The organism is Nonomuraea sp. NPDC003201 (assembly GCF_053590415.1).
Genome location: NZ_JBSFTC010000073.1, coordinates 1 through 19,064 on the forward strand (window position 1 = coordinate 1; position 19,064 = coordinate 19,064).

Genomic DNA, 19,064 nt, shown 5'->3' on the forward strand with positions numbered 1-19,064 from the left:
CGATGCCGCACGCCGTCCAGACGCGCCGCAGCACCTCGGCGAAGCCGTCGTCCGCGCCCGCCACCCCCGCCACCGAGGCGGCCACCAGCGACGGGTCCAGGCCGTCGAGCGCGCGGCGCAGGGCCTGCTCGATCGCCGCCCCGGCCGCCGGGCCGCCGTGCGCGGCCGGGTTGCCCGGGCCGGCGGTGCCGTATCCGAGCCTGGTCCCGTCCGCCGCGTGGAGGGCGGCCCGGGTGGTGGTGCCGCCGGCGTCGACGCCGGCGAAGAGCATCATCGGACCAGTCTCGCCGCGCCGGGCGCGAGGGTGAAGGCCGTGCCACACGCCTCGTAGGCGCCGGTCGCCGGGTCGAAGGCCTCGGTGATCCCGTTGAGCGCGACCTCGGCCGGCTCGTCGTGGCGGGCGTTGCAGACGAACAGCCGGCCCTCCCCGTAGCGGCCCACCAGGACGTCGCCGTCGTGGCCGGCCGACGTCCAGCCGGACAGCTCCGCCGCCACCGGGCGCAGCCAGCGGGTGTTGAGGTCGCGCACCATGCCGTAGCGCCCGGTCGGCACGCCGTCCCCGTCGATGAGCGCCGGCCGGAAGCCCTCGCCGCGCGCCGGGTCGGGCGTCCAGTAGGTGAAGTACTGGATGCCGGTGTAGCCGTAGGCGAGCGCGGTGTTGACCTGCCAGGCCAGCTCGGCGGCCGTCGGCTCGCGGTGCCCGTCGTAGGCCAGCGTCTGCACGTACATCCAGGCGGGCAGGCCCGCCCGGCGCGCGTGCTCGCGCACGGTCGCCAGGTCGGCGAGGTAGCCCTCGTCGAAGCCGTCGGCCAGGAACGGGTAGCGGTCGAAGGAGAGCACGTCGGGGCGGACGATCCTGGCGAACTCCCCCACGTACGCGTCGTAGGGGCCGGTGGCGTGGCTCGGGAGGAGGTTGGCGTAGGCGAAGGCGCCGGCCGCGCGCACGGCGGCGACCCCGGCCGCCACCCTGGCGAACTGCTCGGCGTGCGGCTCGTCCATGAGGCTGACGCCGCGGAAGGAGCGGAACGGGCGGTAGTCGTCGACCACCCGGCCGATCAGCGGCGCGGGGTCCACGTCCAGGTCGCGCATGAGCACGTCCACGCGCGGGTCCGAGGCGACCAGCACGCCGAGCCCCGCCTCCTCGGCGCAGGCCAGCGCGTGCCGCAGGATGACGCGGTCGTTGAGGTAGTTGCCGGTGATCACCAGGTCGATGCCGGCGTCGGCGATCTCCCGGTAGCGGGCGGCCGTCGTCTCGTGGGGCGGTGGCGGCCAGAAGGCGGCGATCGTCAGGTTCACAGCGCTCCGGTCCTGATCCGCCCGGCGTAGCGGGCCACGAGGGCGTCGTTGTGCGCGTCGGCACCGGGGATGTTGGCCGACAGGTAGACCGGCGGGACCGTTCCATCCTCCTGGAGCAGGCCGATCGCCTCGGCGATCATCAGCTGCACGACCATCGCCGAGGTGATCGAGGAGATGCCGCAGACCGGGCCGTGCTCGGTCGGCAGGACGGCGTCGCCGTACGGCGCCAGGTTGTCGATCACGATGTCCGCCAGCTCGAACAGCCGCTCCCCTGACGGGTGGCGCGAGGTGATGGCGCCGGAGTGGGCCAGGGAGGTGATCGCGATCAGCGGCAGGTCGCGCTCCTTGACCAGCCGGGCCATCTCCACGGTCGAGCCGTTGCCGCCCGAGTTGGAGGCGATGACGAAGACGTCGGACTTCTCGATCGTGTGCAGGGCCAGCACCTGGTGCGCGGTGCGCGGATCGCGCTCGGCCAGCGGGTCGAACTCGCCGGGGTCGGCCGAGCCCAGCACCACCGGGTCGCGCAGGGTGAGCCGGTTGGTCGGGATGAGACCGCCCGCCCGGCCCGCCACCTCCAGCGCCACCGCCTCCGAGTGCCCCGTCCCGTACGCGTGCACGACGCCGCCGGCGCGCACGGCCTCGGCGATCAGCGCCCCCGCCCGCCTGATCGCGGGCAGCTGGCCGGTCAGCAGCCGGTCCAGGCGGGAGCGCGCCTCGTCGGCGAAGGCCATCACAAGATCCATGGATTGTTTCCTCAACGGTTCATGCCGGCGGTCAGCCCGGCGACGATCTGGCGCGTGGCCAGGACGAAGAGCACGACCAGGGGGATCGTCGTCATCACCAGGCCGGCGAAGAGCGTCCCCCAGTCGTTCTGGAACTGGCCGAAGAAGTGGGTGAGGCCGACCGGCAGGGTCAGCTTGCTCTCGTCCCGCATCAGGACCAGGGGGTAGAAGAAGTCATTCCAGATCGGCACGAACTGGAAGACCACCACCGTCGCGAGCGCGGGCCGGACCAGCGGCAGCATGACGTGCCAGAAGGTCGCGAACGGGCCTGCGCCGTCCAGGGACGCGGCCTCGTCCAGCTCGTACGGCAGCTGGCGGAAGAAGGCGGTCAGCACGAAGACGTTGAACGGGACCGACCCGGCCGCGTAGACCAGCACCAGCCCGGCCAGCGAGTCCACCAGCCCCATGCTCTCCAGCAGGTAGAACAGCGGCAGCACGCCCAGATGGGCGGGCAGCGTCATGCCGGAGATGAAATAGGCGGCGAACATCGCGCGGCCGCGGAACTCCCTGCGGCCCAGCGGGTACGCGGCCAGCAGCGAGACCCCGGCGCCCAGCAGCACCGCGCAGACCACGACGACCGCCGAGTTGACCACGTACGTGGAGAAGGACGCCTCCGTCCACGCCTTGACGTAGTTGCCGAACCCGGTGGGCCGGCCGAGCGGCTGGTCGAAGATCTCGCTGGTGGGCCGGAACGAGCTGAGCACCATGACGAGCAGGGGCGCCATGGAGAAGGCGGCGTAGCCCCAGAGCAGGATCTTGATCGCCAGCGCCCTCATGCCCTCCTCCTCAGGACCCGCTCGAGCAGCAGCGTCGAGCCGAAGATGAAGGTGAACATGAAGACCGCCAGCGCCGAGGAGGTGCCCACAGCGTTGACGTCGCCCGAGGCGAAGGCGGTCCGGTAGAACAGCAGGCCGAGCACGTCCGTCGCGCCGGCCGGGGCGCCGTTGGAGCCGCCGAGCGCGTAGACGAGGGCGAAGGTGCCCATGCTGCCGATGAAGCTGAGGATCGTGACGGTGGCCATGGCCGGCTTGAGCAGCGGCAGCGTGATGCGCCAGAACACCTGCCAGGAGCCGGCGCCGTCGGTCCTGGCGGCCTCGCCGTACTCCTGGGGGATGCCGCCGAGGGCGGCGCTGAACAGCAGCATCGGAAAGCCCACCCACTGCCAGGTGGTGATCATGATGACGGTCGGCAGCGCGGTGTCCGGGTCGCCCAGCCACGGCATCGCCAGGCCGAGCGGCTTGAGGAACGCGTTGACCGGGCCGAACGCGGGGCTGAGCAGCAGGGTCCACAGGTAGCCGATGACCAGGGGGTTGACCAGGTACGGCAGGGCGAACATGGTCTGCAGCGCCCGCTTGCCGCGCCGTACGCGGGACAGCGCGAGCGCGAAGGCCAGGCCCAGCGTGTTCTGCACCAGCATGGTGCCCGCGAAGAGCAGGAAGTTGTGCCCCAGCGCCGGCAGCAGCTGGTCGAGGAAGGTGCCCGACAGCAGGCCGGCGTAGTTGTCCACCCCGGCGAAGCCGCCGCGCAGCGTGCCCTTCCAGGAGAAGAAGCTGTAGGTCAGGCCGGTGAACAGCGGGTAGACCACGAAGGCCGAGTAGAGGAGGAAGGCGGGGATCAAAAACAGGTACGACGATCCCCGCCCCCGCCGCATGCCTAGAGCCATGTGGACACGCTCTTGTCGAGCCGCTCCGCCGCTTCCTTGGCGGTGATCCGGCCCAGCAGCATCTCCTGCAGCGCCTTGGAGAACACGGCGGCCGAGGAGGGGTTGCCGTAGGCGAACTCGTTCATGAAGTAGGCCGCGCCGTGCTGCTCGAAGGTGGTGGCGACCTCGCCGAGCAGGGGGTCCTTGGGCGTGACGCCGGGGACGGCGGAGAAGATGCGCAGGGTGTCGGTGTAGAGCTGGCCGTAGTCCTTGGAGGCCAGCCAGGCGGCGAACTTCAGCGCCTCGGCCTTGTGCTTGGTCTTGACGTTGATGCCGTAGGAGCCGTCGGTGAAGCCGGGCATGAGGCCCTGGCCATCCGGCGAGGGCGGCGTGAAGACGCCCAGCTCGACGCCCTTGGCGTTCTCGTTGAAGAAGTTCAGCTCCCACAGGCCGCCGGGGAACATGGCCGCCTTGCCGGAGGAGAACAGGATCTGCGCGTCGGTGTAGGAGACGCCGGCGGCGTTCTCGGGGAAGTACGGCTTGAGCTTGCCGAGCTGCTCGATGCCCTCGACGAAGCGCGGGTCGGCGAACTTCTTCCGCTTGGCCTTGACCTCGGCGAGGAACTCGTCGCCGCCCCACTGGGCGGTGCCGAAGATGCTCGCCACGATCGGCAGCATCCAGTCGTCCTTGCCGCCGAAGGCGAACGGGATGATGCCCTTGGCCTTGAGCTTCTCGGCGGAGGAGATCATCTCGTCGTACGTCTTGGGCGGGGTGACGCCGTTGTCGGCGAAGATCTTCTTGTTGTAGATCACCTGCAGGGTCTGCACGGCGAACGGGACGCCGTACACCTTGCCGTCCTTGTCGCCCTTGGCGGCCCGCAGGACGCCCTCGTCGTAGCTCGCCAGGCCGGGCACGTCCTTGGTGTCGAGCGGGAGCAGCCGGCCGGCCTCGACGAGCGGCTGCAGCTGGGCTCCGGCGCGCAGCCAGGCCAGGTCGGGGCCGCTGTCGCCGGCCAGGCCGGTGGACAGGATCGTGTCGTACTCGGTGGCGGTGGTGAAGGAGCGGGCGTCGACGTCGACGCCGGGGTTGAGCTTCTCGTACTCGGCGAACATCTTGTCGTAGTTGGCCTCGGGACCCCACCCCCAGACCGAGAGGGTGACCTTGCCCTCGCCGGCACTGGTGGTGGTCGAAGGGGCACAGGCGGTGAGGGCTATCGCCAGCGCGACAGCGGCGGCGAGGCGCATGGGGGCTCCTAGCGTGGGGGCAGGCGGTGCTTGGCGACCGCGTCGGTGGCGGCGGTCAGCAGCTGGTTGCTGGTCTGATGGGTGCGTTGGACGACGCCGATGTAGAGGCAGTCCAGGACGAGCATCTGGGTGTGGCGGGCGGCCACCCCGCCGGCGCGGAAGGGGGTGTCCTGCGCGGCGGTGGTGAGGACGATGTCGGCGGCCTCGGCCAGCGGGCTGCGGGGGAAGTTGGTGACGGCGATCGTGGTGGCGCCGCGTTTTTTGGCGATGGTCAGCGGCTCGACGACCTCGGCCGTGGTGCCCGAGTGGGAGATGCCGAGCGCCACGTCGTGGTCGTTGCGCGCGTTGGCGCTGCAGACGGCGTTGTGCACGTCGGTCCACAGCGCGCCCGGCCGGCCGATGGCGTGCAGCCGCAGGTGCAGGTCCATGGCCACGCCGGCGCTGCCGGCGACCGCGAAGAAGTCGATGAACCTGGCGCGCACCAGGGCGGAGGCGGCCCGGTCCACCGCCTCGAGGTCGAGCTGGGCCGCCGTCTCCTCCATCGCGCGCATGTCGCTGGCCAGCAGGCTGCGCAGCACCAGGCTCGCGGGGTCGTCCGGCGAGAAGGCGATCAGGCTCTGCTCGCGCGGGGTGGCGTCGTTGCGGCCGAGCTCGGCCGCCAGCGCCAGCCTGAGCTCGGGGTAGCCGGCCAGGCCCAGCTCGCGGCAGAAGCGGGTGACGGTGGTGAGTGAGGTGCCGCACCGCTCCGCCAGCTCGCCGATGGTCGAGGCGGCCACGGCGGCGGGGTCCGCCAGGATCGTCTCGGCGATGCGCCGGTGGGTCGCGGTGAGGGTGGGCTCGACCCCCCGGATTCTGGCCAGGATCGGTGACATGGGAGGAACCCTCCCGCTTTCCGACATGTATGTCAATAGTTAACATTAAACAGACGATGTTAGAAAATTTCCCCCTTGTGTGATGCGTTGGGAGTATGTCACTTTCGAGGCCATGCGGAACTTCCTCCTGGCGCTGGTGCTCGGGAGCGCCGGCCTGCTGCCCACCCGCGCCGACGCGGTGGACATCCAGTTACTGGCCTTCAACGACTTCCACTCCGGCTTCCCGACCAGCTTCGCCATGACGCCGTCCGGCCCGGTCCCGGCGGGCGGCGCCGAGTACCTGGCCGCCCACATGGACCGGCTCCAGCGCGACAATCCCCACGGCACGCTGCGGCTCGCGGCCGGCGACAACATCTCCTCCAGCACCATGAACGCCACCGCCCTGCACGACGAGCCGGGCATCCAGGCGCTCAACCTGATGCGCCTGGACGCCTCCAGCGTCGGCAACCACGAGTTCGACGAGGGCCTGACCGAGTTCCGCCGGATGGAGAACGGCGGCTGCCACCCGATCGAAGGGTGCGCGCTCCCTGGCTTCAAGGGCGCCGACTTCCCGTACCTGGGCGCCAACATCATCGACACCACCACCGGCAAGCCCGCGATGACCCCCTACATCGTGAAGGAGGTCAAGGGCGTCAAGGTCGGCATCATCGGCGTCAGCTACAAGAACACGCTGAACGAGGCCCCCGGCCCCACCGCACCGCTGGAGGGACGCGACGAGGCCGAGGCGGTCAACACGTACGCGGCCGAGCTCAAGGCCAAGGGTGTGCGGACCATCGTGGTCCTGATCCACCAGGGTGGCGGCCAGACCGGCGGCGGCCTGCCCAACCAGTGCAACAACCTGGCCGGGCCGATCAAGGACATCGTGCAGCGGTTCGATCCCGAGGTGGACGCGGTGATCTCGGGGCACACGCACAACGCGTACAACTGCGTGATCAACGGCATCCCGGTCACCCAGACCTCGGGCCACACGCGCGAGCTCACCAGGATCTCCCTCACCGTCGACCGGGCGACCGGCAACCCGACCGCCTCCAAGGCCGAGAACCTCACCGTCACCCATGACGTCAAGCCGGACGGCCAGATCGCCGCCCTGCGCCGCAGGACCGACGAGCAGGGGCAGAAGCTGCTGGACCGGCCGGTCGGCCTGCTCGCCCGCGACCTCACCGCCCAGCGCAACGCCGCCGGCGAGTCCACCGTCGGCCACGCCCTGGCCGACGCCCGGCTCTTCGCCACCTCGGCCCCGGAGAACGGCGGCGCCCAGATCGGGATCCAGCCGCCCTACGGCGGCGGCATCGGCGGCGACCTGATCGTCAACCCCACCGGCAACGAGATGGCGAACCTGGTGACGCACGGCAAGGCGCTGCGCGTGCAGCCGTTCAGCAACATGCTCGTCACCATGACGCTCACCGGCACCCAGCTGGAACGGCTGCTGGAGCAACAGTGGTGCGGCCAGGGCACCGCACGCGTGCTCGGCGTCTCCCAGGGGCTCACGTACACCTACGACAACGCCAAGCCCGCCTGCGACCGGATCGACCCGGCCACCGTCAAGCTCAACGGGACCGTCGTCGACCCGGCCGCGAGGTACCGCCTGACCGCCAACTCCTTCATCGCGAACGGCGGCGACGGCTTCTCGGTGCTGACCGAGGGCACCGACCGGGTGGAGAAGGTACGCGACATCGAGGCGTTCGAGTCCTACATCCGGGCGAAGAGCCCGCTGCAGGCCCCGGCCCTGGGCCGGGTCACCCGCCTGAACTAGGACCAGGGCCGACCCGGGCCGCCACGACGATGAGCGCCCCGGAGACCGTCCCGGCGAAGAACGGGGACGGCACGAGCAGGACGCCGCCCAGCGCACACCACGCCGCGACACCCCAGCCGAGTCCGGCGGGCATCGCCACCCCTCGTCCGGCCAGGTGCCAGATCAGGCACCCCAGGAGGAACAAGGGGACGGCGAAGCCCCCCGGACCGGCCCAGAAGACGAGCTTGTTCTGCAGGGACTCCACCGTCTGGGCGCCGCCCGTGAATTCGAGCGGGACGGCCGCCCACAGCCCCCGGTCCGCCCAGCCGGCGACGTCGCCCCAGGCGAAGAGCGCCAGCAGGAACAGGTGCCCCGCACCCAGCACCAGCATGATCCCGCTCGCCCAGCGGAGCAGCCGCTTCTTGGAGTCCATCGTGACACCTTTCTATGTTGGCGAACACAGGCTATATCGCCGGGCATATGCTCTGTCATCCGGCATACCTGGTTAGATGGCCGCATGGCCACGCGACGTATCGAGAGCACTCAGGAGAGCCGCCGGCTGCTGGTGACGGCCGCGGCCGAGCTCTTCGCCGAGAAGGGATACCGGCAGACGAGCTTCATCGACATCGCCGACAAGGCCGGCATCAGCCGCGGCTCCATCCCCTGGCACTTCGGCAACAAGCTCGGCCTGCTGGAAGCGGTGGTCGACGACCAGGTCCAGGCCGTGCCGAGCGGCTTCCCCCCGCCCGCCGGCGATCCGCTCGACCAGATCATGGGCTTCATCCGCCGGCCCGCCACGCGGCTGTTCATCACCCTGCTCGCCGAGGCCGTGGAGGTCGGCTCACCGATCCGCGAGCACTACGCCCGGCTCCACGCGGCACTCCGGCAAGGGGTGCTGGCCCGGATGCCGGCGGACGCGCTGCCCCCGGGCACCGACCCGGAGGCGTTCGCGGTCCTGCTGGTGGGGGCCGTCATCGGCGTCCACGCCCAGTGGCGCGTCGCTCCCGAGGCGGTGGACCTGGAGTCCGTCCGGGCCACGCTCCGCGCCCTGCTGCCGGCGGGCCTCGGGCACGCCTGACCTGGCTTACCCGATCTTGGCCAGCAGCGACGAGGCCGGGGAGACGAAGGACGGGTCGCCGGTCTCCACCGCCGTCCGCAGCAACCGCCGGGCCAGCTCCACGTCACCCCGCGCGTACCTGATCTCCCCCATCCGGCAGGCGGCCTCGGCCACCAGGTCGGCCTGCTCGGTCAGCCCCAGCGTGAGCTCGTAGTAGCGCAGGGCGCCGTCGTGGTCGCCGAGCCAGTAGCACAGCTCGCCGAGGTGCGCCGCGGCCAGCCCCGACTCGGTGTCCCCGGCGTCGATGACCCGCTGGTACCAGGTGAGCGCCTCGGGGAAGTCCCGGTTCCGCTTGGCCAGCGCGCCCAGGTACATCGCCGCGAGCGCGCTGTAGTGCCCCTCGGCCTCCTCGACGCCCCTCAGGTACCACTGCCGGGCCCGCTCCTCGTCCTCCTCGTGGTACGTCTGCCCCAGCGCGATCGTCGCCCGGGCCGCGAGGTCGGCGTCGCCGGCGTCGAGCACCCGCAGGTACGCCTCCCGCCCCTCGTCCACCAGCCCGGCCCCGACCAGCGTCTGCGCCAGCGTGGCCACCGCGATGGGCTCGCCCCCGGCGGCGGCCGCCCGCAACGTGTCCAGGGACGCCTCGGTGTCCCCGCGGTTGCCCTGCAGCATGCCGAGCAGGCTCCCGAACACCCCGCGGATGGGGCTGTCGGCGTCGGCCGCCGCCCGCTGCGCGACGTCGAAGAACGCCTCGGTGTCCCCCTCGTCGTCGAGCAGTTCGAGCAGCCTGCCGCCGGCGACGAACCGTACGTCCGCGTCGTCGTCCCGGCTGAGCCGTTCGTAGATCGCCCGGGCCTCGGCGTGCTCGCCCAGCTCGGCCAGCCGGTCGGCGACGTCCAGCTCGGTGAACGACCCCCGTTCGGCCAGCTCGAAGTACGCCCGTACGGCGGCCGGGTGCGCACACCGCTCGCCCAGCTCGCGCGCCACGGCGGCGGCCTCCTCGCCCATCAGCCGGAGGATCCGCACGGCCAGGTCGTGCTCGCCGCGGTCGGACGCCTGGTGGGCGAGCACGCGCAGGTTGCCCGCCGCCACCTCGGAACCGGCGCCCGCGGCGGCCGCGAACGCCTGGGCGGCGCCCATGTGGTCGTCCTCCTCGTACAGCCAGATGCCGAGCTGCACGCCGCCCCGGTCCACCGCGTCGGGCGCGCCGGACTCCATGGCCAGCCGCACCTCCCGGACGGCGCCGGCCGTGTCGCCCAGGCCGCGCAGGGCCTTGGCGAGGTCCACGCGGATGCCGGCCGAGGTGCCGGGGAAGCCGGTCTCCACGCCCCGCCGGTACATGAGGGCCGCGTTCTCCAGGTCGTCCCGCGCCTTGTACGCGTCGCCCCAGGCCCAGTAGCCCATCGACACGGTCTCGGGGTCGCCGGTGCCGACGGCCCGCTCGGCCTCCTCCACCACCGCGTCGTGGTCCTCCATGAGGAGCAGGTGGGCGATCAGGTGGCGCTCGCTCTCGAGGTCCCCGGCCGCCGCACCGGCGGTCAGCGCCTCGCGTACGCCCTCGGCGTCGCCCCGCGCGTTGAGAAGGTCGGCCAGCACGACGGCGGTGGCGGGCATCGCGGCGCGGGCCGCCTCGATCGCCCCGTCGAGGTCGCCGCGGCGGTGGCGGAGGATGGCGATGTTGCGCCAGGCCATCTCGGCCGTGCGCGGGTGCCCGGTGGCGGGCAGGGTGCTCAGCTCGGCCCGGCAGTGCTGGCCGCGCTCGGCGAGGACCACGCCGAGGTCCACCGCGGCCTGCGCGGCGAGGTCGGGCTCGCCCAACTCGACGACCACCCGGCAGAGCGCCGCGGCCGCGTGCTCGTTGTCCAGCCCGCGGGCCCGCTCAAGGGTCTCGGCGAGGGGTTCCCGCCGGTCCTGCGGGTCCGCCGCGGCCACCAGCCGGCGTACGGCCTTCGCGTCGTCCTCTTCGAGCGCGAGCAGCACCTCGGCCATCAGCTCCGACCCGGCGAACTCGGTCAGCGCCGCGACCGCCCCCTCCCGGTCGCCGTCGTCGGCCAGCACCCATCCGCGTTCCTTGGCCGAGGCCGTGCCGAGCCGGACGCGCGCGACGGCCGTGAACCACTCGTCGTCGTCCAGGGCGACGACCCGTTCGTAGGCGGAGCGGGCGTACTCGTCGTCGCCCGCTTCGGCCAGCGTCCGGCCCGCCCATATCAGCGCACCGGACGCGGACTCGGGGTCGGCGGCCACGGCCCGCTCGAACGCCTCCCGCGCCCCCAGCACGTCGCCCGTCCTGGCCAGCAGCTCCCCGAGCACCTGTTCCTCGAGCGTATCGCCCGAGCCGGGCGCCAGGAGGGACAGGGCGGCGCTCAGGTCGCCGTGGTCGCGGAGAACGACGGCGAACTTGAGCCGCCCGGCCGCGCCGAACTCCTCCGTCATCAGCTCGCCGGCCTCCTGCGCCGCCCCGCTCGCCACGAGCACCTCGGCGAGCCGCACGGTCGCGTCCTTCCTGCGCGCCTCGCTCAGCTCCCCGAGCGCTCCCCGGTAGGCGGCGGCCGCCTCGACCAGCAGCCCGAGCTCCTGCCGCACCTGCCCGATGTCGCGCAGCGTGATGGCGGCCAGGCGCTCGTTGTCGCCCTCCGCGACCTGCTCCCACGCCTCCAGCGCCCCGCGCTTGTCCCCCGCCTCGTTCCGCAGCGCGCCGAGGTAGCAGCCCGCCTCCTGCCGGTAGTTGGGGTGCCCGGCGGCCAGCACCAGCGAGAGCGCCGCGTCGGCGGCGGCGATCTCGCCGCGCCGCTGCCAGGCGTGCGCGCTCTCCATGGCCAGCATGCTCACCAGGAACGCGTTGCCCTCGTCGTCGATCTCGGCCAGCGCCTCGGCGGCGGCGTCGAGGTCCCGGTCGAGCAGGAACCGGGCGAAGCGCCCCATCTCCTTGGGCTCCCCCGTCGCCAGGTCGAAGGCCGCCCGAGCGGCGGCGAGGTCGTCGACCCGCACCCGGTGCAGCCCGAGCAGCCAGGCGCTGCGCGAGCGCTCTTCCGCGGAGGTCTCCTCCTCGATCTGCCTCTCGTGCAGCCGGCAGACGGCCAGCAGGTCGCCCTGCCGCTCCAGCACCGTGAACAGCGAGGCGGCCGCCTCGATCCGCAGTCCGCGGTTGCCGCCGTCCATGGCCGTCGTGTACGCGGCCCGCGCCTCGCCCAGGTCGTGCTCCGTGACGAGCCCGCCCAGCGCGTACCCCACCCACGGCGCCAGCACCGGATGCCCCTCCGCCGTGGCCCGGCGCAGCAGGTCGAGCGAGGCCTCCTCGTCGGACAGCACCTCCTTGCAGATCACCGCCGTGTACGACAGCGCCAGCGGGTCCCCGCTCTCGGCCGCCGACTCGAACAGCTTGGCCGCGTCCGACAGGTCGTACCCGATCGAGGCCAGCACCTGGGCGAACACGGCGGCGCCGATCGCGGCGACGGCGGGATCGGGATGGTCCATGGCCGCGCGGTAGCGGACCAGCCCCTCCTCCCTGCCCAGTCGCTGGTGGTCGAGCATCGCGCCCAGCACGGGGTGCGCTTCCTCGCCCGACTCGCGCAGCAGGTGCAGCAGGAAGACCGCGCTGAAGCCCTGGAGCACGTCGTCGCCCTCGGCCACGTACGCGAGCAGCTCGTCGGCCTGCTCCCGGTCGCCCTCGCCGATCTCCAGCTGGGCCAGCGTCGCCATGGCCCTGAGCGACTGCGTGGCCGCGCCCGAGTCGGCGGCCCCGCGCAGCAGCAGCCTGGCCCCGGCCACGTCACCGGCCTGCAGGCGGGCCAGCCCCTCGTCGGTGTCCTGGAGCGCCTGCTCCTCGACGGGGTCGGCCAGCGGCTGCTGCCTGGCGGCGTGCTCGAGGAGCAGCGTGGCCTTGAACGCGGCGTCGGGGTCGTCGTGCCCGGACGCGAAGCGCGCCAGCTCCATGGCCTCGTCGTACACCCCGGGATGCTGGTCGAGCAGCAGGCCGAGCAGCGTGACGCAGATCGACGCCCACTCGTCCTCGCCCGCCTCCAGCACCGCGCGCAGCGCGGCCAGCGCCTCGGCCGTCTCGCCCGCCTCGACGTGCATCTGGGCCAGGCAGGCCTGGGCCTGCACGACGTACTCGCGCTGCCCGCTGGCGATCACCCGGCGGAAGATCGCCTTGGTCTCCTCCACGTCGCCCAGCGACGCGGTCACCTTGGCCAGCTCGATCAGCGACGGCAGCCGGATGTCGGGCCTCGGGTCCTCGGCGGCCACGCGGTAGGCGGCGGCGGACTCGGCGTACTCGCCCAGGTCCACCAGCACCGCGCCGAGCAGCTTGTGCGCCATGGCCAGGTGGTCGGGGTGCCCGACGGCGATGGCGTGCTCGCACACCTGCCTGGCCTGCTCGAACTCCTCCTCCTCGGCGTAGATCTGGTACAGCCGGAACGCCGACAGCGACACCACGTCGGGGTCGCCGCAGGTCAGCAGCGCCCGGAAGTCGTCCTCGTCCTCCGCCTCCTCGTACAGCTCGCGGGCCGAGGCCGGGTCCCGGAAGTGGAACTCGGGCAGCTCCAGCCGCGCGGCCAGCTCGGCCACCGCCGGGCTGTCACACCTGCGGGCCCGCTCCAGCGCCTCCTGCGCGCCCTCCACGTCGCCCATCTGCGTGAGCACCAGCACCATCGCCGTGTCGGCGAGCGCGGCCACCTCGAAGTCGGCCCCGTCGGAAGCGATCGTCAGCACCCGGTGCGCCGCCGGCCACTCCTTGGCCGCGACCAGCATCATGCCCATGGCGATGGCCGAGCGCTGCCCGAACACGGGGTCGCCCGACTGGATCACCGACCTGTGCGCCGCCTCGGCGCCGTCGAGGTCCCCCTGCTCCTGCAGCAGGCCCGCCAGCAGGTGGGAGGCTTCCGGGTCCCCTGTGGCCGCGATCTGCCTGAACAGCGCGGCGGCCTGGTCGAGGTCTCCCGCTTTCCAGTGGCCCATGGCCGCGTCGAGCTGTTCTGACGCCATTGCTCACTCCAAAGTCATCCAACAATGTGAAAAAGCTACACATGTGTCACGTCCGTCACAGGCCATTTGTGGAGATGGCACGTGCTTATGGAGCCCCCGCCGGGCGGGGGAGGCCGTAGCGTAGTCCTCATGGGCAAGGCGTTCTGGATCGATCAAGAGTTCGACAGAGACCGTGACGGGCGCTATGCCGTACACGTTCGCAAGAATCTGGAAGAGTTTGAATGGGGTGACATCGCCCCCGTCAGGTTCGCGTGCGCCGCGTGGCGGCTGGCCACGCCGCCGGCGCTGACCCCCGGTTACGTACGGTGGGACCGGCGCGTGCTCGACGCCACCTGCCACCGCAACACCTGGGACGGCTCGCTCTACGCGCGGGTCAGGGTCGTCTCGCCGCTGCCCGAGGAGCTGACCCGCTCGCGGGCCTGGTGGCGCGACCGGGGGTGGCTGGGCTGGCAGGAGACCTTCGGCCAGTACGTCGAGCCGACCCAGCAGGACCTGGCCCGGCACCCGTTCCTGCGGACCTCGCTGCTCCTGGAGGTGCCCGTGCCCCTGGACGACCTGCCACCCGAGCCCGAGGGGCCGCACGACGAGGTCGAGCAGCGCGCGCACCGGGCGGTGGTGGTGCTGACCCGCGAGCTGAACGCGCTGGTCGCGCCGGTCCTCGACCAGCTCGGCCCCTGACACGGCCGCCCCGGCGCGGGCGGCCGAGCGCTTCCACGCGGCGCTCTCCGCGCACCACGAGGACGCCGCGTGCGCGATGCTCACCGCTTCACCGCTTCATCGCTTCACCGACGGCCGGCGGATGCGAGCCGGTGCGCGACCTCCCCTACGTCTGCGAGGTGGAGGGCTGACCGGTGATCACGGCGACGATGCGGGCGCCGTCGGGGAAGGCGCCCTGCCGGGCGAGGTCGAGGATCCCGTAGAGCATCTTCGCCACATAGATGCCTTCAACACGATATTTCCCGATAAATGCGTCCAAAGCGGGGGTCGACTTGGCGTAGCCGCCGAAGTGGTAGTCCAGGTTGAGCTCCCAGTTCGCCCAGGTGCGCCCGTACGCCTCCCGCTGCAGCCTGGCCACCTCGCCCGCGAGGAACCCCGCCCCCTTCAGCACCGCGAACCCGATCGCCCGCTTCCCCTCCGGCAGCCCCGCCGAGATCCCGGCCAGCGTCCCGCCGGTGCCGACCGGGCAGCAGATGACGTCGTACTCCGCGGAGATCTCCCCCGGCAGCTCGGCGCACCCGCGCACGGCGGCCGCGTTGCTCCCGCCCTCGGGCAGGATCGCCACGTCGTCACCCCAGCGCGCCCGCAGCCCCGCCAGCACGCCCTCGGTGTGCTTGAGCCGGTAGGAGGCCCGGTCGAGGTAGGTCAGGGTCATCCCGCACGCCCTCGCGTGGGCGAGGGAGGGGTTCAGCGGCAGGTGCTCCTCGCCCCGGATGACCCCGATGGTCTCGATCCCGTGCCGCCGCCCCGCCTCGGCCACGGCCCTGATGTGGTTGGAGTACGCGCCCCCGAAGGTGAGCAGGCGGGAATGGCCCAGGTTGTACCGGAGTTTGCGGGGTTTGTTGTCGTCGTGCATCAGGAACAACCGGACCCGGCCGAGCCCGGGATCCAGGAGCTCTTCCATGGCGCTAGTCTACGGTCGAGCCTTTGTTGAGGAGTGTTCGATTATGCGCGTTGTTGAAGCTTTCCGTGCCGCCTATGGCGCGGCCCCCCAGACCGTCTGGCGTGCGCCCGGCCGGGTCAACCTGATCGGCGAGCACACCGACTACAACGACGGCTTCGTCCTCCCCTTCGCCGTGCCGTGGGGCGTCACGGCCGCGATCACACCGCGCACGGACGGCACCATCCGGCTCCTCTCCCTCCAGGCTCCCGGCGAGCCGGTCACGATTCCCAGTCACGACCAGTCTGCGGGCTGGACGCGCTACGTCGTCGGCGTCTTCGCCATGCTGGGCGACCGCGTGCGGGGTGCGGACATCGCGATCGACGGCGACGTCCCGCCGGGCGCCGGCCTCAGCTCCAGCGCCGCCCTCGAGGTGGCCGTCGCCTCCGCGCTCAACGACCTGCACGACCTGGGCCTGACGCCCATGGAGATCGCCCTGCTCAGCCAGAAGGCCGAGAACGACTTCGTCGGCATGCCCTGCGGCATCCTCGACCAGGCCGCCTCTGCGCTGTGCGAGGAGGGGCACGCGCTGTTCCTCGACTGCCGCTCGCTCGGCTCCCGCAACATCCCGCTCGACCTGGCCGCCCACGGGCTGAGCATGCTGATCATCGACACGCAGGTCCACCACGAGCACGCCGGCGGCGAGTACGCCAAGCGCCGCGCCGAGTGCGAGTCGGCGGCCCGCAAGCTCGGCGTCCCGGCCCTGCGCGACGTCACGGACCTGGCGGCGGCCCTCGATCAGCTCCAGGGTGACGAGCGCAAGCGCACGATGCACATCGTCACCGAGAACCACCGCGTCGAGGCCCTCATCGGCCTCCTGCGCGCCGGTGCCGTCACCGAGATCGGCGCCCTCCTCAACGCCTCGCACCTGTCGCTCCGGGACCAGTACGAGGTCTCCTCGCCGGAGCTGGACGTCGCGGTCGAGGCCGCCATCAAGGGCGGGGCGCGGGGCGCCCGGATGACGGGCGGCGGCTTCGGCGGCTCCGCCATCGCCCTGGTGCCGGTGGAGCGCCTGTCCAGCGTCGAGGAGTCGGTGACCGCCGCGTACGCGGAGCACGGCTTCCAGGCTCCGCGCTTCCTGCCCGCCGTCCCGGCCCGCGGCGCCCACCGCCTGGCCTGAGCCGCCTACCCTGCCCGCCTAGCCTGCCCGCTTACCCTGCCCCTTAAAGGGGCGGGAAGTTCGGCGGGCGTCGCTCCAGGAAACTGGCGACGCCCTCCGCGAAGTCGGGGCGGTCGAAGGAGGCCATCATCTCCCGTACGGCCGCCGCGGCGGAGCTCTCCAGGGTGGCGTCCCAGTCGTGCCACACCTGCCGCTTGATCACCGCCATGGACGCCGGCGAGCTGTAGGCCGCGAGCTCCCGGGCGTACGCCTGCGCCTCGGAGAGCAGGCCCTCCCCCGGCACGACCCGGTTGACCAGCCCGAGCTCGTACGCCTCGGCCCCGGTGAACACCCGCCCCGACAGCAGGACGTCCATGGCCCGCTGCTGCCCCATCAGCTTGGGCAGCACCCACGACAGCCCGTACTCCGCGATCAGCCCCCGGCGCGGGAACGCCGTGGTCCACTTGGCGTCCGCGGCTGTGAAGACGAGGTCGCAGACGAGCGCGTGCACCATGCCCAGCCCCGCGCAGGCCCCGTTGACGGCGGCGATGATCGGCTTGCCGATCGTGGTCGGGAACGTGTTGGGCCGCGGGTCCGGCTCCACGTCGTAGGTGCCGTTCTGGATCGCCGCCAGCGCCTTGAAGTCCGCGCCCGAGCAGAACCCCTTGCCCGCGCCCGTGACCACGACGGCCCGCACCTCGGGGTCCTTCTCGGCCTCCGCCAGCAGGTCGAAGTAGCGCCGTCCCAGGGCGTCCGTCCACGCGTTGAGGGTGTCGGGACGGTTGAAGGTCAGTGTGAGTACGCCCTGGTCGAGGGATGAGAGCACGAGTTCTGCCATGCCCTAACCGAACCATGTTCTAGGCCGGGAAGGCAAGGACGGCGACTGGCGGTGATGGACGAAGGCGGGGCTCAGGACACTGTTGTCGTAGTAGCGGTGGAAGACGGGGGTGACGCCGCCCGACATCGGGGGCACGATCCACGACCAGTCCGCCGGGCAGACGCGGCCGGCCTTCTCCTCGCGCGACAGGTGGGTGAGGAAACGGCGCGACTCGGTGTGGTGATCGGTCATCGTGACCCCCTCCCGCTCGAACGAGTGCAGCACCGCCACGTTCAGCTCCACCAGCGCGTGGTCCCGCCACAGGGTCCGCTCGGTCGAGGTGTCCAGCCCGAGCCGCTCCGCGACGACCTTGAGCTGGTCGTACCTGTCGGCGTCCGCGAAGTTGCGGGCGCCGATCTCGGTGCCCATGTACCAGCCGTTGAAGGGCGCGCACGGGTAGCAGATGCCGCCGATCTCCAGACACATGTCGGAAATAGCCGGAACGGCATGCCAGCGCAGGCCCAACTCCTCGAACCACTGATACTCCGGATGCACCAGCGGCACCTCCAGCACGACGTCACCCGGCAGGTTGCACAGCAGCGGATCGCCCAGGCTCGGCTGGATGATCACCGGCAGCACGTCGAACCGGCCGGACCTGCCCTGCCAGCCCAGCGCCTTGGCCAGGTCGGTGAGCTCCGCGTTGTGCGGGTCCCCCACGATGCGGCCCTCCCGGGTGCGGTGGCCCGCGTACCGGATGAGCTGGTCGTTCAGGATCCGGGGGCCGGGCAGCGCCGGGGTGTCGGGCGGCAGGACGGTCACCGTGGGCCTGATCCTGCCGTTCCCGGTGGCCACCCGCAGGTGCTCGACGCACTCCAGGGCGACCCCCTCGGCCGTGCTCACCTGCCGGCGGTCGCGCACCTTCAGCGAACGCCAGTAGAGCCGTCCGATGCACCGGTTGCTGTTGCGCCAGGCCACCCGGGCGCCGAACTCCAGCTCCTCGTACGTGTGGGTGTAGGTCCCGTGGCGGGCCACGTCTCTGGAGACGTCGCGCAGCCGGGCGTGCAGGCCTCCGGCCTGGGGGTTCTCGGCGTGGAAGAGCCTGATGAAACGCTCCGCCTCGCGGAAGTCGGTGGTTCGCTCAAGCACTGCCTGCACGGTCAGGGCATCGAAGGGGCGCAGGCTCGTAATCCAGGTACGCACGCGGCAATCAGCACTTCTCCGTCATCGGATCGCCCCGCCGATTCCGGGTCGGCGACACGTCCTGGTGGCGGCGCCCTCTCCTCGCCCCCGTCGACCTGCCCGCGGCTCCCAGCCCAGAGGACCGGTAACCCATCCTTACCAGCCGCTCTCAGCTTTGTCCCGCCAAACCATGAAATGAGTGCGCCCCGGAAGACTCCGGGGCGCACTCAGCGGCTAACGGCCCGCGTAGTCCCTCCACACACACGTGAGGTGGACGACGCGGCTACGGTGCCAGCGCTTGCCGGCCTTGACCTTGTACGGCAGCTCCCCGGCCGGGACGCTGATCGACAGCCGGTCCGCGGGCACGGTCGTCACGCCGTCCACGGTCACGGGCCGGGCCGGCTCGATGTACTCCTCGTCCACGAGCTCGGCCACCCTGGCCTTGGAGAACTTGACGACCTTGCCGTCGTTCAGCCAGCACGTGAGCGGGCCGGCCGGGAGGTCCGGCTCGCCGTGGACCCTGACCAGCCCTTCGCCGCGCACCTCGATCGGACCGTCGTCGGCCAGCGCGGACCCGGCCATACCGGCGAGCCCGAGGGTGACGGCGGTGAGGACGACGGCGGCGCGTCGCTTGAACATTGGGGTCTCCTTCCCCGATTCGATGAGACAGCCCGAGGGTGGCGCGGCGCACCTGAAGGAGGGCT

General features: G+C 71.8%; 16 protein-coding genes and 1 pseudogene. 4 read left to right on the forward strand and 13 right to left on the reverse strand.

Translation table 11 applies throughout. The features are described from left to right. The 7 genes and pseudogenes from ACWDX9_RS25005 to ACWDX9_RS25035 form a co-directional block, all read right to left on the reverse strand. Positions 1–274: pseudogene (locus tag ACWDX9_RS25005) on the reverse strand (hypothetical protein); the annotation flags it as partial. Then, positions 271–1,296, reverse strand: a complete 1,026-nt coding sequence (locus ACWDX9_RS25010; protein WP_449957789.1) for a hypothetical protein — start codon at positions 1,294–1,296, stop codon at positions 271–273. The gene ACWDX9_RS25010 and the pseudogene ACWDX9_RS25005, both read right to left, overlap by 4 nt. Continuing rightward, on the reverse strand, positions 1,293–2,039 hold the full coding sequence (locus tag ACWDX9_RS25015; protein WP_449957791.1) for a sugar isomerase domain-containing protein: 747 nt from the start codon (positions 2,037–2,039) through the stop codon (positions 1,293–1,295). The genes ACWDX9_RS25010 and ACWDX9_RS25015 overlap by 4 nt, the downstream gene beginning before the upstream one ends. 11 nt (positions 2,040–2,050) lie before the next feature. Next, positions 2,051–2,854 carry a carbohydrate ABC transporter permease gene (locus tag ACWDX9_RS25020; RefSeq protein WP_449957793.1) on the reverse strand — a complete coding sequence of 268 codons (804 nt, stop codon included), beginning with the start codon at positions 2,852–2,854 and terminating at the stop codon, positions 2,051–2,053. Then, positions 2,851–3,741 carry a carbohydrate ABC transporter permease gene (locus ACWDX9_RS25025; protein WP_449957795.1) on the reverse strand — a complete coding sequence of 297 codons (891 nt, stop codon included), beginning with the start codon at positions 3,739–3,741 and terminating at the stop codon, positions 2,851–2,853. Before ACWDX9_RS25025 ends, ACWDX9_RS25020 begins: the two co-directional genes overlap by 4 nt. Continuing rightward, positions 3,732–4,964: an extracellular solute-binding protein gene (locus tag ACWDX9_RS25030; protein ID WP_449957796.1), complete on the reverse strand. Its 1,233-nt coding sequence runs from the start codon at positions 4,962–4,964 to the stop codon at positions 3,732–3,734. The genes ACWDX9_RS25025 and ACWDX9_RS25030 overlap by 10 nt, the downstream gene beginning before the upstream one ends. Positions 4,965–4,972: 8 nt before the next feature. Further along, a complete protein-coding gene (locus ACWDX9_RS25035; RefSeq protein WP_449957798.1) occupies positions 4,973–5,836 on the reverse strand; it encodes a MurR/RpiR family transcriptional regulator in 864 nt (287 codons plus the stop codon). A 112-nt stretch (positions 5,837–5,948) separates the two neighbouring features. On the opposite strand from ACWDX9_RS25035, the gene ACWDX9_RS25040 reads away from it, so the two are divergent. Further along, positions 5,949–7,589, forward strand: a complete 1,641-nt coding sequence (locus ACWDX9_RS25040) for a bifunctional metallophosphatase/5'-nucleotidase (RefSeq protein ID WP_449957800.1) — start codon at positions 5,949–5,951, stop codon at positions 7,587–7,589. Here ACWDX9_RS25040 and ACWDX9_RS25045 read toward each other — a convergent pair. Further along, positions 7,573–8,001, reverse strand: coding sequence for a hypothetical protein (locus ACWDX9_RS25045; protein ID WP_449957802.1), 429 nt, complete (start codon positions 7,999–8,001; stop codon positions 7,573–7,575). The genes ACWDX9_RS25040 and ACWDX9_RS25045 overlap by 17 nt on opposite strands. An 84-nt stretch (positions 8,002–8,085) precedes the next feature. Between ACWDX9_RS25045 and ACWDX9_RS25050 the strand changes: the two genes are divergently transcribed. After that, entirely contained in the window at positions 8,086–8,646 is a 561-nt protein-coding gene (locus ACWDX9_RS25050) for a TetR family transcriptional regulator (protein ID WP_449957804.1), read from the forward strand. A gap of 6 nt (positions 8,647–8,652) precedes the next feature. On the opposite strand, the gene ACWDX9_RS25055 is transcribed toward ACWDX9_RS25050, so the two are convergent. Continuing rightward, entirely contained in the window at positions 8,653–13,608 is a 4,956-nt protein-coding gene (locus tag ACWDX9_RS25055) for a hypothetical protein (RefSeq protein WP_449957805.1), read from the reverse strand. Between the two features lie 129 nt (positions 13,609–13,737). Here ACWDX9_RS25055 and ACWDX9_RS25060 point away from each other — a divergent pair, with 129 nt between their 5' ends. Then, complete coding sequence (locus ACWDX9_RS25060) at positions 13,738–14,286, forward strand: hypothetical protein (protein WP_364239787.1); 549 nt, start codon at positions 13,738–13,740, stop codon at positions 14,284–14,286. A gap of 145 nt (positions 14,287–14,431) precedes the next feature. Here ACWDX9_RS25060 and ACWDX9_RS25065 read toward each other — a convergent pair whose 3' ends face one another. Further along, positions 14,432–15,229, reverse strand: coding sequence for a 1-aminocyclopropane-1-carboxylate deaminase/D-cysteine desulfhydrase (locus tag ACWDX9_RS25065; RefSeq protein WP_449957807.1), 798 nt, complete (start codon positions 15,227–15,229; stop codon positions 14,432–14,434). A 43-nt stretch (positions 15,230–15,272) separates the two neighbouring features. Between ACWDX9_RS25065 and galK the strand changes: the two genes are divergently transcribed. Then, complete coding sequence (galK, locus tag ACWDX9_RS25070) at positions 15,273–16,385, forward strand: galactokinase (protein ID WP_449957809.1); 1,113 nt, start codon at positions 15,273–15,275, stop codon at positions 16,383–16,385. Positions 16,386–16,428: 43 nt separating this feature from the next. Here galK and ACWDX9_RS25075 read toward each other — a convergent pair whose 3' ends face one another. The 3 genes from ACWDX9_RS25075 to ACWDX9_RS25085 form a co-directional block, all read right to left on the reverse strand. Beyond that, positions 16,429–17,202, reverse strand: coding sequence for an enoyl-CoA hydratase-related protein (locus tag ACWDX9_RS25075; protein WP_449957810.1), 774 nt, complete (start codon positions 17,200–17,202; stop codon positions 16,429–16,431). 3 nt (positions 17,203–17,205) lie between these two features. Then, positions 17,206–18,327: a nitric oxide synthase oxygenase gene (locus tag ACWDX9_RS25080; protein WP_449957812.1), complete on the reverse strand. Its 1,122-nt coding sequence runs from the start codon at positions 18,325–18,327 to the stop codon at positions 17,206–17,208. Positions 18,328–18,594: 267 nt separating this feature from the next. After that, positions 18,595–18,999, reverse strand: a complete 405-nt coding sequence (locus ACWDX9_RS25085) for a hypothetical protein (protein ID WP_449957814.1) — start codon at positions 18,997–18,999, stop codon at positions 18,595–18,597. Positions 19,000–19,064: the final 65 nt, after the last annotated feature.

Bases quoted from the DNA above. Each gene is read 5' to 3' on its own strand.
- ACWDX9_RS25015 (WP_449957791.1), bottom strand. From the start codon at position 2,039: ATGGATCTTGTGATGGCCTTCGCCGACGAGGCGCGCTCCCGCCTGGAC.
- ACWDX9_RS25020 (WP_449957793.1), bottom strand. From the start codon at position 2,854: ATGAGGGCGCTGGCGATCAAGATCCTGCTCTGGGGCTACGCCGCCTTC.
- ACWDX9_RS25025 (WP_449957795.1), bottom strand. From the start codon at position 3,741: ATGGCTCTAGGCATGCGGCGGGGGCGGGGATCGTCGTACCTGTTTTTG.
- ACWDX9_RS25030 (WP_449957796.1), bottom strand. From the start codon at position 4,964: ATGCGCCTCGCCGCCGCTGTCGCGCTGGCGATAGCCCTCACCGCCTGT.
- ACWDX9_RS25035 (WP_449957798.1), bottom strand. From the start codon at position 5,836: ATGTCACCGATCCTGGCCAGAATCCGGGGGGTCGAGCCCACCCTCACC.
- ACWDX9_RS25040 (WP_449957800.1), top strand. From the start codon at position 5,949: ATGCGGAACTTCCTCCTGGCGCTGGTGCTCGGGAGCGCCGGCCTGCTG.
- ACWDX9_RS25045 (WP_449957802.1), bottom strand. From the start codon at position 8,001: ATGGACTCCAAGAAGCGGCTGCTCCGCTGGGCGAGCGGGATCATGCTG.
- ACWDX9_RS25050 (WP_449957804.1), top strand. From the start codon at position 8,086: ATGGCCACGCGACGTATCGAGAGCACTCAGGAGAGCCGCCGGCTGCTG.
- ACWDX9_RS25055 (WP_449957805.1), bottom strand. From the start codon at position 13,608: ATGGCGTCAGAACAGCTCGACGCGGCCATGGGCCACTGGAAAGCGGGA.
- ACWDX9_RS25060 (WP_364239787.1), top strand. From the start codon at position 13,738: ATGGGCAAGGCGTTCTGGATCGATCAAGAGTTCGACAGAGACCGTGAC.
- ACWDX9_RS25065 (WP_449957807.1), bottom strand. From the start codon at position 15,229: ATGGAAGAGCTCCTGGATCCCGGGCTCGGCCGGGTCCGGTTGTTCCTG.
- galK (WP_449957809.1), top strand. From the start codon at position 15,273: ATGCGCGTTGTTGAAGCTTTCCGTGCCGCCTATGGCGCGGCCCCCCAG.
- ACWDX9_RS25075 (WP_449957810.1), bottom strand. From the start codon at position 17,202: ATGGCAGAACTCGTGCTCTCATCCCTCGACCAGGGCGTACTCACACTG.
- ACWDX9_RS25085 (WP_449957814.1), bottom strand. From the start codon at position 18,999: ATGTTCAAGCGACGCGCCGCCGTCGTCCTCACCGCCGTCACCCTCGGG.